The following is a 13,504-nucleotide window of genomic DNA, read 5'->3' as shown; positions in this document are numbered from 1 at the left end:
TTTTCATTTATATGATTCATGATTAATATTTTGAATATTAATTTTACGATCAACTTAAACATAAAGCGGGGAATTTTTCATGAAAAACATGAATAATTTGTTCAGTTGTGAACATACCTTACAAAAAACTACTCTATCCAACACACAAAAGAAATGGTTAACAGCAGCATTGATGCTTTTTATTGCCTTCATGGCACTGAGTGAACCAGCATTTGCCGCAGGTGACTTTGGAAAAGTTGAAACTGCTCTTGATCAATTAGTCAAAGCTTTAACAGGAAACATTGCAAAATCGATTGCAACCATTGCGGTTGCTGGTATTGGGCTTGCATGGATTGCTGGTTATGTTGAAATGCGTAAAGCTTTCTTTGTTTGTGTTGGCATCGGCATTGTTTTTGGTGCACCACAAATCGCAGCAATGTTTATGTCTTAATTCGCTTAACTCTAGCCTTTCAAAGCCATGAAAGAGCACGACAAGCTAACAGAAGATACGTTATTTCTTGCTTGCACACGCCCTGCAATGATTGCGGGCGTGACGGTGGAAGCTATGGGATTAAATGCGATAGGAACGATGATGTTGTTCATTATGACAGGCAATATTTTTCTTATCACCTTTGGTGTGATGCTACATTTCATATTCAAGGAAATCCTAAAGCATGACCATAACAAATTTCGTATTCTTCTGACATGGCAAAAGACATCTATTTTTGCCAGAAATTCGAGTCTATGGGGTGGGGGAAGTATTTCTCCATTACGATTAATTCGTAATTATGAGGAATTATAATGAATAGAACAGAGCGCAAACGTGAAAAGCAGCCAGAAGCGATCATTCCTTATGTGCGCCATGTCAATAAACACATCATTGCGCTGGATTCACGCGCTCTCATGTCCGTTATTAAACTTGAAGGCATTAACTTTGAGACAGCGGATATTATTGATCTGAATGTGCTTCACGAACAGCTCAATAATCTGTTTAAAAACATAGCGGATGAACGGATAGCGCTTTATAGCCATATTATCAGAAAGCGTGAAACCGTTTATCCGGATGGGACTTTCAGATCGGCATTTGCCAAGCAATTAGATGATAAATATCGCGAGCGGATGGTTTCACAGGAGCTTTATCGCAATGATCTTTATCTTTCAATTTTGTGGAATCCACACGTTGATCAAACGGATAAATTAGTGGAGTTTTTCAAACGTTTAGGCAAAGCCAAGCAAGAAAAGACAGAAGTTGATGCAGAGTCCATTCGCAAGCTTGAAGATATTACCACAGATCTTATTCAAAATTTAGAGCGTTATGGTGCAAAAAGACTGAGCCTTTATGAACATGAAGGTAATATTTATTCGCAGCAAAGTGAGTTTATCCACCAATTGGTGGGAGGTCGTCGTGAACGTATCCCTCTCACATGGGGGACGATAGCATCGACTGTTTATTCAGACCGTCTCATTTTTGGGAAAGAGATCATAGAAATACGCACCGAGGCGGAACAACGGTTTGCGGGCATGTTTGGTTGGAAAGAATATCCAGCAAAAACCAGGGTAGGCATGGCGGATGGTTTGCTCACCCTTCCCTTTGAGTTTATCTTCACCCAATCTTTTGTTTTCAAGAGCAAAAACATTGCCAAGCAGATTATGGGGCGCAAACAAAACCAAATGGTCAATGCAGGAGACCGTGCGGGCTCACAAATTATGGAGCTAGATGATGCGCTTGATGATCTTGAATCCAATCGTTTTGTTTTAGGGGAGCATCATTTATCATTGGCAGTTTTTGCTGATACGCCGCAAGAGTTAGCAGATAATCTTGCCAAAGCGCGTTCTCGTCTCACAGATGGTGGGGCTGTCATTGCGCGGGAAGATTTAGGGTTAGCAGCAGCTTGGTGGGCACAATTGCCTGGCAATTATGCTTATCGCACCCGCTCTGGTGCAATAACAAGTCGCAATTATGCAGCGCTTTCTCCTTTTCATTCTTTTCCGGTTGGGAAAATAGATGGCAATGTATGGGGACCAGCGGTAGCCTTGATGAAAACCTCTGCTGGTTCACCGTTTTATTTTAACTTTCACTTTGGTGATTTAGGCAATACGTTTGTTTGTGGTCCCTCTGGTTCTGGGAAAACGGTTATTGTCAATTTTCTTTTAGCGCAACTTCAAAAGCATGATCCCAATATGGTCTTTTTTGACAAAGATCGGGGTGCAGAACTTTTTGTCAGAGCGGGTGGCGGCACTTATATGCCCTTGAAGAATGGTAGACCGACAGGCATAGCACCGCTAAAAGGCTTAGACTATAACAATCCAGCAGATAGAGTTTTTTTACGCCAATGGATTATAAAGCTTGTTTCGTCTGAAGATCAAAAGATCAGTGAATCAGAAAGACAAGACATCACGGCAGCTGTTGAGCAGCTTGCCTTGTTGCCAAAAGAACAACGGACAATCTCCGCCTTACAAATGTTTTTTGACACCACGCATAGGGAGGGGATATCGGGTCGTTTAGAAAGATGGTGTAAAGGCAATGCCTTAGGGTGGGTTTTTGACAATCCTGATGACGACATTGGCATTGATGCAAAATTTATTGGTTATGACATGACGGATTTTTTAGACAATAATGAAATTCGTCCACCTTTAATGATGTATCTTTTTCATAGGATTTTGTCTCTGATTGATGGGCGTCGTATTATCATTGTCATTGATGAGTTTTGGAAAGCCTTAGAGGATGATTCCTTTAAAGCCTTTGCGCAAGACAGGCTGAAAACTATTCGTAAACAAAATGGTTTGATGTTGTTTGCAACACAATCTCCCAAAGATGCAATCAATTCGACCATTGCTCACACCATTATAGAGCAATGTCCAACACAGATTTATTTTCCCAATCAAAAGGGCAATCATGGGGATTATGTAGAAGGTTTTAAATTATCGGACAGAGAATTTAACCTGATACAATCAGAATTAAGCCGTGAGTCACGGCGTTTTCTCATCAAACAAGGGCAAAGTTCAGTTGTAGCAGAGCTAAATTTACGCGGCTTTGATGATGAAATAGCCATTTTAAGCGGCACCACCAAGAATATTGAACTCCTAGAGACCATTATGGATGAAGTTGGACAATCTCCAGAAAAATGGCTTCCTATTTTTCAAGAAAGGTCAAAGAAATGAAAAAACTTTTATTGGCAACAGCCGTCTATGCAGCTTCATTTGGCTTTCAAACAAATGCCTTCGCACAAATGCCTACATTCGATTTACAATCTTTTACGCAAGGGGGAAAGCAACTTGAACAATTGAAGCAACAAGTTGATAAAGCAAAACAACAAATTCAACAAGGCAAACAACAGCTTGAGCAATTAAAGAGCCAGCTCGATCAAGCGAAACAATTATATAACTCCCTAAATGTCAAGCCTGACGTCTCGGGATTGAAAGACATGTTTAACAAGCAAGGGAGCAGTGGCGCCCTCCCTTCAGATTTCAACCACTTTCAACAATCGATGGGCAGTGGCGGTGGCGGTGGCGGCGGCGGCGGTGGTGGCGGTGGCGGCGGGAGCAGCAGCAAAAACGCGCAAAAATGGCAAGAAGAACTTAAATACAAAGAGCCCGCGGGGGGCGCAGGATCAAAAGAGGCAGTAGATGCTTTTTACGCAGAGGAAGTGAAAAAAGCTGAACAGCGCGTAGTAGGACAAGCAGCCAAAGGACAAGACGTCTACGAAGAAGCCAGTGAAACACAAAAAAAAATTACCAAGCTTCTTGACGAACTTGGAAGTACTGAAGATGCGGGTAAAATTCAAGGCATTCAAGCACAACTAGAAGCGATACAAGCAAAACTCCAAACACAAGTCCTTCAAATGCAAGCCGCCGCAATGATTCAACAAGCAGAAGAAAAAGCGGCAGAAAGACGTGAAATGGAAGAATTTAAAGCACGATACAAAGCTTTAGCCAAAACACTTCGTGGTCAATAAACGAGAAAAAAGAGGGGCTTGAATATGAACAAGATCATCATAACAACATTGCTACTTTGCACAGCGCTTCTCGCTGCTGGTTGTGAAAAAACCTACAGCGTAGAAGAACTTAAAAAAAATAAAAAACTGATGGAAGAAGTATTAGTGAAATGTTTGACGTCAGGGGATTTGAATTCGAAAAATTGTAAAAATGCAGAGCAAGCTGAACTTGAAACCCGTAAAAAATGGAGAGGCTTTGGCTCAACAAATGACGATAAACAAGAATCTGAAAAGAAACAGGACAATAAATCATGAATAAAGTTCTCGTAACAACATTGCTGCTTTGCACAGGGCTCATCACAGCTGGCTGTGAAAAAACTTACAGCGTCGCAGAATTTAAAAAAAATGAAAAATTGATGGAAGAATGGGGAGCAAGATGTGGATGGTCAGGAACTTCAAAAAATTGTGAAAACCTAAGAGTAGCAGCTTTAGAACTTGAAAAGGAACGTCGGAAAAAAGCTGAAGAACATAATCGCAAACTAGATGAAGAATTTAAAGCTAAACAAAAAGCTTGGATTGAAAAAATGAGAGCTGAGAATGAAAAATTTAAAGCTGAACAAGAAGCAAAAGAACAAGCCGAAAGAGAAGCAGAAGAGCGCGCTAAAGCTAAACAACAACAGGACAATAAATAATGAATAAAGTTCTCATAACAACATTGCTACTTTGCACAGGGCTCATCACCGCTGGATGTGAAAAAACCTATAGCGTAGAAGATTTTAGAAAAGATGAAAAATTACGCCGAGAATGGGCAGCTAGATGTGACGGAGCAGGAGATTCGATAAACTGCCAAAACGTACGAATAGTACTACATGAAAATATGCGAAAAGACTTTCGTGAGTTTTATAATCGTCTTTACGGAAATAAAAATAAGCAAAAAACAAAAGAACAAGACAAAGGCAATAACTAAATCAGTAAAAACATTTATGTCAAGATTATGTCGCTGCCCTAGATTTATCATCACTGGTTATAAAAACCGATAACACAAGCAGAATTTAAAGATTGTGCTCAAAACTTGTAAAACTGAAAGGAAAAAGGGGAAATATTGATGAATAAAGTTCTCATAACAACATTGCTACTTGGCACTGGAATTATCGCTGCTGGCTGTGAAAAAACCTATAGCGTTGCAGAATTTAAAAAAGATGAAAAATTACGCCTAGAGTGGGATGCGAAATGTGGATTTGCAGGAACTTCAAAGAATTGTGAAAACATGCGGTTAGCATTCTTAGAACTTGAGAAAGAACGTCAGGCAAAAGCTAAAGAAATATGGAACGCTACATTTGGGATAAAAGAGCGTGCTGAGGAAGAACAAAAAGCGAAAGAACAAAATAATAATTAAATTATAAAATACACAACAAATAGCGAAGTATCTAAATGGCAATAGTAACCAAAGGCGTATTTTCTTATATCGACAATATGTTAATGAATCCCATTACAAAAACAATGGATAACATCTATTGCGCTTTAGCTGCTCAACTTAAAGAGCTTTATGCACTTTATAATAGATTTATGGCAACATTATGTCCGTGCCCTAGATTTATCATCACTGGTTATAAAAACCGATAACACAAGCAGAATTTAAAGATTGTGCTCAAAACTTGTAAAACTGAAAGGAAAAAGGGGAAATATCTATGAATAAAGTTCTCATAACAACATTGCTACTTTGCACAGGGCTTATGGCTGCTGGTTGTGAAAAAACCTACAGCGTCGCAGAATTTAAAAAAGATAAAAAATTGATGGAAGAGTGGAATGCTAAATGTGGATTCGCAGGAACTGCAAAAAATTGTGAAAACTTAAGATTAGCACAACTTGAACTTGAAAAGGAATATGAAGCAAAAGCTGAAGAAAGAGCGCGTGAACGCGAAGAAGAAAACCGTAAAGCGATGGAAAGATTTGACGCCGCAATGGAAGCTCAACATCAAGCAAGGCAAGCTGAAATAAAAAAACTAAAAGCTGAAATGGAAAAAAGAAAGGCTGAAGAAAAAGCAAAAGAACAAGCCGAAAGAGAAGCAGAAGAGCGCGCTAAACAAAACCAAGATAATAATTAAATTATAAAATACACAACAAATAGCGGAGCATCTCAATGGCAATAGAAACCAAAGGCATATTCACTAAGATAGACAATATGTTGATGGAGCCCCTTACAAAGACAATGGATAGCACCATTACACATCGCTATTGCGCTTTAGCTGCTCAACTTAAAGAACCTTACAAACTATACAATAGATTTATGGCAACATTATGTCCGTGCTCTAGATTTATCATCACTGGTTATAAAAAACCGATAACACAAGCATAATTTAAAGATTGTGCTCAAGCCTCAAAAACTGAAAGGAAAAAGGGGAAATATTGATGAATAAAGTTCTCATAACAACATTGCTACTTTGCACAGGGCTCATCGCTGCTGGATGTGAAAAAACCTATAGCGTCGCAGAATTTAAAAAAGATGAAAAATTACGCCTAGAATGGGATGCTAGATGTGGATTTGCAGGAACTTCAAAGAATTGTGAAAACATGCGGTTAGCATTTTTAGAACTTCAGAAAGAACGTCAGGCACAAGATGAAGAAAGCGATCGTAAAACAATAGAGCGCTTCAACAAAGAGATCGAGGAACTTGTAGCCAAAGAAAAAGCTGAAACTAAAAAATTACAAGCCGAACAAGAAGCGAAAGAACGAGCCGAACGAGAAGCAGAAGAGCGCGCGGCAGAAGAACAACAGAATAATAATTAAGACATAATGAAGAGCGGAGCATCTCAATGGCAGTAGAAAGCAAAGGCATCTTTACTGATATAGATAATATGTTGATGAATCCCATTACAAAGACAATGGATAGCACCATTACACATCGCTATTGCGCTTTAGCTGCTCAACTTAAAGAGGTTTATGCACTTTATAATATATTTATGGCAACATTATGTCTGTGCCCTAGATTTATCATCACTGGTTATAAAAACCGATAACACAAGCAGAATTTAAAGATTGTGCTCAAAACTTGTAAAACTGAAAGAAAGAAGGGGAAATATCTATGAATAAAGTTCTCATAACAACATTGCTACTTTGCACTGGAATTATCGCTGCTGGATGTGAAAAAACCTATAGCGTAGCAGAATTTAAAAAAGATAAAAATTTACGCTTAGAGTGGGATGCTAAATGTGGATTCGCAGGAACTTCAAAGAATTGTGAAAACATGCGTTTAGCATTTTTAGAACTTCAAAAAGAATATGAAGCAAAAGCTGAAGAAAGAGCACGTGAAGCGGCAGAAGAGCGTAAGAAAGGTATGGATGCACTTCTAGCGAAACAAAAAGCTGAATATGAAAAATGGAAAGCTGAATTTGAAGCTAAAAAACGAGCTAAAGCCGAACAAGAAGCAAAAGAACGAGCTGAACAAAAACAAGATAATAATTAAATCAGAAATAATCATATTTGCAAAAATTTGATGAAATGGACGTGCAATGGCATTTGAAAATGTAACCATATTTACTGATATGAATAATTTTGTAACGAAGTCTCTTGAAGAGATAATGGATAAAACTATTAGTAATCTTTCATTGGGTTTAAGTGCCCCGCTTAAAGCATCATGTACAATCTACATTATATTTATGGGGTACAATATCATCTCAGGGCGTTCTTCCACACCCTTATGGGAATTTATAGCGACAGCTTTCAAACTTGGCATCATTGTTGCACTTGCCACAAACGCTGCTCTTTATAATGCGTGGGTCAGGGATATATTTTTCAATGATCTGCCGAATGCCATTGCAAATGTCACACAAGGTGCAGCACACTCGGATCAAAATATATGGGACAATATGCTAAGACAAGCTGGTGCACACGTTTTTGACGCATCAGATCAGTACACAGGATGGACTAACACGGGTAAGTTTCTTGCCGCATGGATTGCTGGTTTTTTCTGTTTAGTGGATGCTATTTTAATGTCTGCAATTGGTTTTATCGTCTCAATGTTCGCTAAACTTGGTTTGTTTCTTGTCCTATCAATAGGACCACTGTTTATAAGCCTTGGTCTGTTTTCCCCAACTAGGCGCTTTACAGAAGCATGGTTAGGTCAAACAGCAAACTTCATCATTTTACAGGTATTAGTCGTGTTGCTTGGTGGTATGTATGTCAATCTTGCAATGCAAATCTTCTCAGAAAGTCTTAAAGATATAATGCTTTCCTTAATTAATTTCTCAGCTGTTGTCTTTTGTGGTATTTACCTTTTCATAAAATTACCTGATATAGCATCAGCTTTAGCCTCTGGGGGTGCTTCTCTCACAAGTGCAATAACTGGAACGCAACGCGCTGGAAAAGAAGCTTTTCGCGCTGCTAAATTTGCAGGCAACACGATAGCAAAGGGCGTTAAAAAATTAGCATCACTATTAGCAAAGGCCTAAGTTCAAATGCGGGAATTTAAAAAAATTGGGATTATCTTACCATTTCTCTTTCTCAGTGGCTGTGTGTCTTCACCAAACACACTGAAGTCACTCCCAAAGTGTGATGGATATTCTAAACGTCCACTCAACAGATCGATGTGGAATTGGGAAGGGAAAAAACCCACGCCCACACCCATTATCATCAGTAACAACACCCCTTCATCCGTAGAAGGCAAGCTGGAAACGCTTCTGGCACAAAAATTAACGGATGAAGAAATCAAATCTTACAAAAATTGCGAGCAAAAAGCATGAAAGAAAAAGACATAGAACAATACATTGCTGAAGCGCGCTCGTTCGATCAAGATCGCATGCTCGCCTCACGCCGCACCACGCGCGCCTCGCTTGCCATTGCCGGCATCGCAGTTGCTGTTGCAATAATGTCTTCTCTCGCGGTCATCACCCTCACACCCCTTAAAACCGTGGAACCTTTTGTCATCCGTGTAGACAACTCAACCGGCATTGTTGAAGTTGTGGAAGCCTTAAAAGAAGGTCCCACCAATGTCGACGAAGCAATCACACGCTACTTTGCTGCAAAATATGTCCGCTCCCGTGAAGGCTTCACCACAGAAGAAACACAACACAATTTCCAAACCATCTCCCTCCTCTCTTCTTCTGAAGAACAGGAAAGATTTGCCAGCTGGTATGGAGCAAGAAATCCCCAAAGTCCTCAAATTCTCTATAAACACGCCGCCGTTACAATAACAATAAAATCAATCTCCTTTATCAATGACGATGTCGCCCAAGTGCGTTACTACAAAACCATTCACGACAAAGACAACAACAAAGAATTCATCACCCACTGGGTTGCAACACTTACCTTTGAATACATCAATGCCCCTATCTCTGTCCAAAACCGTTTGATAAATCCTCTAGGGTTTATTGTTAATGAATATAGAACCGATCCGGAAGTGGTCAACTGATCATGACAAAAAAAATTCTTTTTCTCATTCTTAACATCGCTATTACCCTCTCTCCTATACCGATAAGCCATGCCAGTATTTTTCCCACCCGCGCGCCAAGCGATAGCCGCATTCGCTTTATCAACTATGATGCCTATAATGTCACAAAAATTATTGGCTCCATACGCTCATCGGTACAAATAGAATTTTCTCCCAATGAAGAAATTGCCCATGTGGCAATTGGCAACAGCGTTGCATGGGAAGTCGCCCCCGCTGGCAATATTCTTTTCCTTAAAGCGCGGGAAGTCCAACCCATTACCAATCTCCAAGTCGTCACCACAAAGCTTGATGGCTCAAAGCGCTCCTATCAATTTGAACTCATGGTCAAAGATGGAGAAATTTCATCTGGACAAGAAACATATTTCCTTGTGAAATTTCGCTACCCACAAGAAGAAGCAGAACAAAGAAGACTCGCAGCCCTTATGCGACAAGAAAAACAACAAGCCCAGCGTATCGATAATGTCTTCAACGCTTCTGAAACCTACGGACCACGCAATTGGGCTTACACCGCTCAAGGATCAAGCGTGCTCGAACCCTCCTCCGTTTATGACAATGGCAAAACCACAACATTTACATTTCCAGACAACCAAGAAATCCCTGCCATTTACATTGTCAGCAATGACGGTACAGAATCGCTGGTTCCCAAAACCACAAGAGGCAACATGGTTATTGTCCATGCCATTAGCGCACGCTTCACCCTAAGACAGGGAAAAAACGTCCTATGCGTCTTTAACGAAGCCTATCAACCAAAAGGCACCAATCCAAATACCGGAACAACCTCACCATCTGTTGAACGTAAAGTTGCATCAGATCTTTAAATAAGCGGGAATTGAAGGGGACAACACATGAGTGATAAACCAATCATCGAAGATCGCGGATCTATTGGGGATGGCAAAAACAATAGTGCCAAAACCGCCGGCAAAAAAATAGTTGTCGCAATCGCCTGTATAGGAATCTGCGGCTATGTGCTCTGGAACATCTTATCCACCCCCACAGAACAAAAAGACACCGCAAAAGCTCATAAAAAACAAGCACAAAACTTTCACAATTCCCTCGCCCCTCTAGAGCTCGCGCCCTCTGACCCGCGTGCAAACATAGCGCCAATAACCTTACCACCCCCACAACCACTCGCACAAGAACCCAAAAAAGATGACCCACTACTTGATGCCGCAAGACGCGCCCCTGTTCTCGCTTTTGCCAAAGGCTCTAAATCGCAATTAAAAGACATCGTCAACACCACTCTCAACCCCCTTGAAAAATTCCATGCCCTTGAAAATCTCGCGAATGCGCAAAATTCTCCTGCCCTTCAAAACACACAAAATTTTGCAACCCTCTTAAAACCCACCACAACAGAAGAAACAAAAGCAAAACTCATCGGCAATAGAAACTTTATCATCGCCATGGGAACCTCTATCCCCTGTATCTTAGAAACGGCATTAAACAGCGACCAACCAGGCTTTGCAAGCTGCATCATCAACCGTGATATCCTCTCTGACAATGGGCGCGTTGTTTTGCTTGATAAAGGAACCCAAGTCGTTGGAGAATACCGCGGTGGAATAAAACAAGGTCAATCTCGCCTCTTTGTGCTCTGGACAAGAGCAAAAACCCCAACCGGTGTTATCATTCCCCTTGCCTCTCCAGCAACCGACAGTTTAGGCAGAGCCGGTTTTGATGGCAACATCAACACCCATTGGTGGGAACGCTTTGGCTCTTCCCTTTTACTCACCGTTATTGATGGTGCCACAACCGCCCTAACAAATAAAACAAAAAACAATTCCAACGCAGGTGCCAACAATGCTGGAGGCGGTGGTTTTGAAGGCGCAAACAACACTGGAAAAGAAGCCGCCAATATTGCCCTTGAAAATCAAATCAACATCCCCCCTACCCTAGAAAAATTTCAAGGCGAACTCGTCAACATCTTTGTAGCAAGAGATCTCGATTTTTCATCTGTCTATAAACTAGTCGTAAAGAGCAAAAGAAACCGCTCTACTACCAGCTATTCCTTTTTTCATTAAGCCAATAAAGTCACATTATGCCCTCAGCAAAAAATGCAGAACGCGCCTCCATCGTCTTAACAAAATTAAAGATCTTAGATGACTTCCTTAATGATGAAAATTTATTTGAAATTGTCATCAATCGCCCCGGCGAAGTAATCGTTGAGGGTCCCAATGGTTGGCAAACCCACATCGTAAAAGAACTAACCTACAGCGAACTAGAAGGGATTGCAAAAGTTGTTGCTGCCTACACAACACAAAAAATCAGTGTAGAAAACCCCGTTCTCTCCGCAACACTGCCAAACAACGAACGCATACAAATTGTTATGCCTCCAGCAGTTGCTGCCAATACCATTAGCATGACCATTCGTAAACCTTCATCACGCACTTTTTCTCTTGAAAGTTTACATGAAAACAATCTGTTTTCTGTTGCCCAAAACACCAGTTTCACACCCACACAACAAATGACAGAACGATTATCCGAACTCTCTGATACAGACAAAGAGCTAACAGATCTCTTTATCGCTAAAGATTTTTGCACCTTTTTAGAACGCGCCGTTATTACACAACAAAATATCTTAATATCGGGCAAAACCGGTTCTGGTAAAACAACCCTCTCCAAAGCTTTAATTGCAAAAATCCCTGACTATGAACGAATTCTCACCATTGAAGACACGCCAGAACTTGTCGTTCCGCACGCCAACAAAGTCCAACTCTTTTATTCAAAAGATAACCAAGGCTTAGCGAAAGCCGGCGCAAAAGAACTGCTTGAATCAGGCTTACGCATGCGCCCCGACAGAATCCTTCTACAAGAGCTGCGTGATGGTACAGCCTTTTACTATATCCGTAATGTCAACTCTGGTCACCCCGGCTCCATTACCACCGTCCACGCCTCAACAGCACTTGCAGCCTTCGAACAAATGACCCTTCTTGTCAAAGAAAGTGACGGTGGTGGTAATTTAGCACGCGATGATATCCGCGGCTTATTAATCTCGATGATAGATGTCATCATCCAATGCAAACGCCTCGAAGGAAAATTTCGTGTAACAGAAATCTATTACGACCCCTTCAAACGCCGTGATGCTTTCTAAAAAAACGCGACCCTCACACCCTTTTTATACCAATAGAGCTTTCTTAAAAACACGATTATAAGCCGCGGATATCATCGCGTGCTAAATTACCACCATAGCTTCAAGTTCATTTTCAATGAATTGAAAGCAAAAAGAAGTAAAAATATCATCCCCATTCCCAATCACGCATGCGCCCCACAAAAAAACCACAACGTGCCGAAAATGATATCTATAACCCAATATTTTTTCTGATTTTTTTGACATCAACATTTGCAGGAATATAGATACCAAATTTCGTATCCACTTCACCTTTAGCTTCAGACAAAAGCTTCACAAACACCTTGTAATATACGAGATCCTGCTTTATGTGCCTTATCCATTATTATTCTTTTCGATATTCATCAAGGCGCAGTATAAAAATTTTCTTCAACGCATTCCTTTCTGATTTTGCCAAATTGCCTCAAGATAATTGACTGTACACATCTTCGATCAACACCGAAATATTTTGACCACCAAAAAAGGGTATAACCCTATATCTCCCTCTTTTACCCCTTATGCTTTAAAACCTAACTTTTCTTGGCTTCCCCTCCCGTACCTTCCATAAAATCACCAGCATCTGGATAAGCAGCAATAAAAGAAACAATATCAAATAATTCTTCAAGCGATATGCCTTCTTCTTTTGCAGAAATTCAATAAGCTGCCGTTTCAATCACGGTTTGCATACATCATTCAATATACGGAAAACACCCATAACGATAATGATGTAAATGAAAAGCTAATTTGAAGTGAATGATCAAAAATATCAAATATCCAAATGATGAAACAAATCTTACCTATCTTTAGCAATACATATCTCTTAACCCTTATCACTTTTCTCAAAAGTTTTAAGCGTTTCCAAATTAGGAATATACATATCAAATGGCAATCCCTTTTCATAAACAACTTTTGTCAAAGCAATACGGATGAAATCAGACACCGTAAGTCCTAAATTTGCTAATATTTCACCGGATTTTTTTAACGCCCTATCTATGCAGGCACGTACAACATCTTTTGTCACACCTATATTAAACACCTTTTGAG

The 13,504-nt window shown here is 40.2% G+C and carries 21 protein-coding genes; 20 read left to right on the top strand and 1 reads right to left on the bottom strand.

Translation table 11 applies throughout. The features are described 5' to 3' along the window. Positions 1 to 79: 79 nt before the first annotated feature. The 20 genes from ACFIKG_RS03335 to virB11 all read left to right on the top strand — a co-directional run bounded on the left by ACFIKG_RS03335 (position 80) and on the right by virB11 (position 12,445). Positions 80 to 430 (top strand): TrbC/VirB2 family protein, encoded by a 351-nt coding sequence (locus tag ACFIKG_RS03335; RefSeq protein ID WP_375626490.1) that lies wholly within the window; start codon positions 80 to 82, stop codon positions 428 to 430. Positions 431 to 457: 27 nt separating this feature from the next. Beyond that, positions 458 to 781: a type IV secretion system protein VirB3 gene (locus ACFIKG_RS03330; protein WP_015856920.1), complete on the top strand. Its 324-nt coding sequence runs from the start codon at positions 458 to 460 to the stop codon at positions 779 to 781. Next, on the top strand, positions 781 to 3,141 hold the full coding sequence (locus ACFIKG_RS03325; protein ID WP_375626492.1) for a VirB4 family type IV secretion/conjugal transfer ATPase: 2,361 nt from the start codon (positions 781 to 783) through the stop codon (positions 3,139 to 3,141). The genes ACFIKG_RS03330 and ACFIKG_RS03325 overlap by 1 nt, the downstream gene beginning before the upstream one ends. Next, entirely contained in the window at positions 3,138 to 3,935 is a 798-nt protein-coding gene (locus ACFIKG_RS03320; protein ID WP_375651760.1) for a type IV secretion system protein, read from the top strand. The genes ACFIKG_RS03325 and ACFIKG_RS03320 overlap by 4 nt, the downstream gene beginning before the upstream one ends. Before the next feature lie 24 nt (positions 3,936 to 3,959). Next, complete coding sequence (locus ACFIKG_RS03315; RefSeq protein WP_375651759.1) at positions 3,960 to 4,229, top strand: EexN family lipoprotein; 270 nt, start codon at positions 3,960 to 3,962, stop codon at positions 4,227 to 4,229. Next, positions 4,226 to 4,606, top strand: coding sequence for an EexN family lipoprotein (locus ACFIKG_RS03310; RefSeq protein WP_375651758.1), 381 nt, complete (start codon positions 4,226 to 4,228; stop codon positions 4,604 to 4,606). The genes ACFIKG_RS03315 and ACFIKG_RS03310 overlap by 4 nt, the downstream gene beginning before the upstream one ends. Next, positions 4,606 to 4,881 carry an EexN family lipoprotein gene (locus ACFIKG_RS03305; protein WP_375651757.1) on the top strand — a complete coding sequence of 92 codons (276 nt, stop codon included), beginning with the start codon at positions 4,606 to 4,608 and terminating at the stop codon, positions 4,879 to 4,881. The genes ACFIKG_RS03310 and ACFIKG_RS03305 overlap by 1 nt, the downstream gene beginning before the upstream one ends. 138 nt (positions 4,882 to 5,019) lie before the next feature. After that, positions 5,020 to 5,310 carry an EexN family lipoprotein gene (locus tag ACFIKG_RS03300; protein WP_375651756.1) on the top strand — a complete coding sequence of 97 codons (291 nt, stop codon included), beginning with the start codon at positions 5,020 to 5,022 and terminating at the stop codon, positions 5,308 to 5,310. A 35-nt stretch (positions 5,311 to 5,345) separates the two neighbouring features. After that, complete coding sequence (locus ACFIKG_RS03295) at positions 5,346 to 5,537, top strand: hypothetical protein (RefSeq protein ID WP_375651755.1); 192 nt, start codon at positions 5,346 to 5,348, stop codon at positions 5,535 to 5,537. Between the two features lie 65 nt (positions 5,538 to 5,602). Further along, positions 5,603 to 6,019 carry an EexN family lipoprotein gene (locus ACFIKG_RS03290; RefSeq protein WP_375651754.1) on the top strand — a complete coding sequence of 139 codons (417 nt, stop codon included), beginning with the start codon at positions 5,603 to 5,605 and terminating at the stop codon, positions 6,017 to 6,019. A 35-nt stretch (positions 6,020 to 6,054) separates the two neighbouring features. Continuing rightward, positions 6,055 to 6,270 (top strand): hypothetical protein, encoded by a 216-nt coding sequence (locus tag ACFIKG_RS03285; RefSeq protein ID WP_375651753.1) that lies wholly within the window; start codon positions 6,055 to 6,057, stop codon positions 6,268 to 6,270. Positions 6,271 to 6,323: 53 nt separating this feature from the next. Next, the gene (locus tag ACFIKG_RS03280; protein WP_375651752.1) at positions 6,324 to 6,701 is read left to right on the top strand and encodes an EexN family lipoprotein; all 378 of its coding nucleotides are present in this window, start codon (positions 6,324 to 6,326) and stop codon (positions 6,699 to 6,701) included. A 26-nt stretch (positions 6,702 to 6,727) separates the two neighbouring features. Continuing rightward, complete coding sequence (locus ACFIKG_RS03275) at positions 6,728 to 6,931, top strand: hypothetical protein (RefSeq protein WP_375651751.1); 204 nt, start codon at positions 6,728 to 6,730, stop codon at positions 6,929 to 6,931. A gap of 65 nt (positions 6,932 to 6,996) precedes the next feature. Continuing rightward, on the top strand, positions 6,997 to 7,377 hold the full coding sequence (locus ACFIKG_RS03270) for an EexN family lipoprotein (RefSeq protein WP_375651750.1): 381 nt from the start codon (positions 6,997 to 6,999) through the stop codon (positions 7,375 to 7,377). Positions 7,378 to 7,423: 46 nt separating this feature from the next. After that, on the top strand, positions 7,424 to 8,362 hold the full coding sequence (locus tag ACFIKG_RS03265) for a type IV secretion system protein (RefSeq protein WP_375651749.1): 939 nt from the start codon (positions 7,424 to 7,426) through the stop codon (positions 8,360 to 8,362). Positions 8,363 to 8,368: 6 nt separating this feature from the next. Beyond that, positions 8,369 to 8,653: a type IV secretion protein VblB7 gene (locus ACFIKG_RS03260; RefSeq protein ID WP_375651748.1), complete on the top strand. Its 285-nt coding sequence runs from the start codon at positions 8,369 to 8,371 to the stop codon at positions 8,651 to 8,653. Then, positions 8,650 to 9,321 (top strand): virB8 family protein, encoded by a 672-nt coding sequence (locus tag ACFIKG_RS03255; RefSeq protein ID WP_375651747.1) that lies wholly within the window; start codon positions 8,650 to 8,652, stop codon positions 9,319 to 9,321. Before ACFIKG_RS03260 ends, ACFIKG_RS03255 begins: the two co-directional genes overlap by 4 nt. Positions 9,322 to 9,323: 2 nt before the next feature. Then, positions 9,324 to 10,178 (top strand): P-type conjugative transfer protein VirB9, encoded by an 855-nt coding sequence (gene virB9 / locus ACFIKG_RS03250; RefSeq protein ID WP_375625280.1) that lies wholly within the window; start codon positions 9,324 to 9,326, stop codon positions 10,176 to 10,178. Positions 10,179 to 10,205: 27 nt separating this feature from the next. Next, positions 10,206 to 11,375 (top strand): type IV secretion system protein VirB10, encoded by a 1,170-nt coding sequence (virB10, locus tag ACFIKG_RS03245; RefSeq protein WP_375625279.1) that lies wholly within the window; start codon positions 10,206 to 10,208, stop codon positions 11,373 to 11,375. A gap of 17 nt (positions 11,376 to 11,392) precedes the next feature. Further along, the gene (virB11, locus tag ACFIKG_RS03240; RefSeq protein WP_375625278.1) at positions 11,393 to 12,445 is read left to right on the top strand and encodes a P-type DNA transfer ATPase VirB11; all 1,053 of its coding nucleotides are present in this window, start codon (positions 11,393 to 11,395) and stop codon (positions 12,443 to 12,445) included. Between the two features lie 835 nt (positions 12,446 to 13,280). On the opposite strand, the gene ACFIKG_RS03235 is transcribed toward virB11, so the two are convergent. Beyond that, positions 13,281 to 13,481 (bottom strand): type II toxin-antitoxin system RelB/DinJ family antitoxin, encoded by a 201-nt coding sequence (locus ACFIKG_RS03235; protein ID WP_375651746.1) that lies wholly within the window; start codon positions 13,479 to 13,481, stop codon positions 13,281 to 13,283. Between the last annotated feature and the right edge of the window lie 23 nt (positions 13,482 to 13,504).

Source organism: Bartonella sp. LB28NMGDW (assembly GCF_042194435.1).
Lineage (GTDB): Bacteria > Pseudomonadota > Alphaproteobacteria > Rhizobiales > Rhizobiaceae > Bartonella > Bartonella grahamii.
The sequence above is the reverse complement of the archived record's forward strand: the minus strand, read 5'-3'. Positions and strand labels throughout refer to the sequence as shown.